Origin of the sequence: Sphingobacterium sp. UBA7253, assembly GCF_002472745.1 — a bacterium.
Lineage (GTDB): Bacteria > Bacteroidota > Bacteroidia > Sphingobacteriales > Sphingobacteriaceae > Sphingobacterium > Sphingobacterium siyangense.
Map to the genome: position 1 here is coordinate 5,253 of NZ_DKSP01000087.1, position 533 is coordinate 5,785.

Below are 533 nucleotides of genomic sequence, written 5' to 3' on the forward strand. Positions count from 1 at the left end.
AAAATGGTGTTGGCAAACTCCCTTCTGAATTAAAAACAGCAAGCGTATCCTTTTTAAATATGGCAGTTTCAAAGACTTCTTTCAACTCTTTCTTATCCATACTTTTAACGTCCGCATGCAGCAACTCTTCGCTCCTTTTTATCTTGGGGCCATAAAATTTGGATGCATTAAAGGTTCTATCCAATTTTTCAAGTATCACCCTGTCTGGATCTTGCGATTGACAGGAATACAGCATACCCGATAAAAGGATCAGACAGCATACACTATAATATAGAAAATGAAACGGCTTCATCGGAATTGTCATTTAAATTATTTTTTGGGTTATGATCTTTACTTTGCCGTAAAGATCTTCAAACTAAAATAAATTTGTATTCATTTGCAAATGAAATTGTGCGGGATTAACACCTTTTGACTTTTTAGAAGTGCAGCGCAATCCAAAAGTACATCATTCGTGGTCGCTTGCTATTTGGGAGTCCTTCTGCTCAAATTCAGAAACATCACTAAGTAAATTGGGCTTCCAAGCTACTAGTCAG

General features: G+C 36.4%; 1 protein-coding gene. It reads right to left on the bottom strand.

Features of this window, described 5'->3' with window-relative positions; translation table 11 throughout:
- Nucleotides 1–304, bottom strand: a 304-nt coding sequence (locus B2X72_RS08525) for a hypothetical protein (RefSeq protein WP_286849123.1), incomplete at its 3' end; no start/stop codon positions are given.
- Between the last annotated feature and the right edge of the window lie 229 nt (nucleotides 305–533).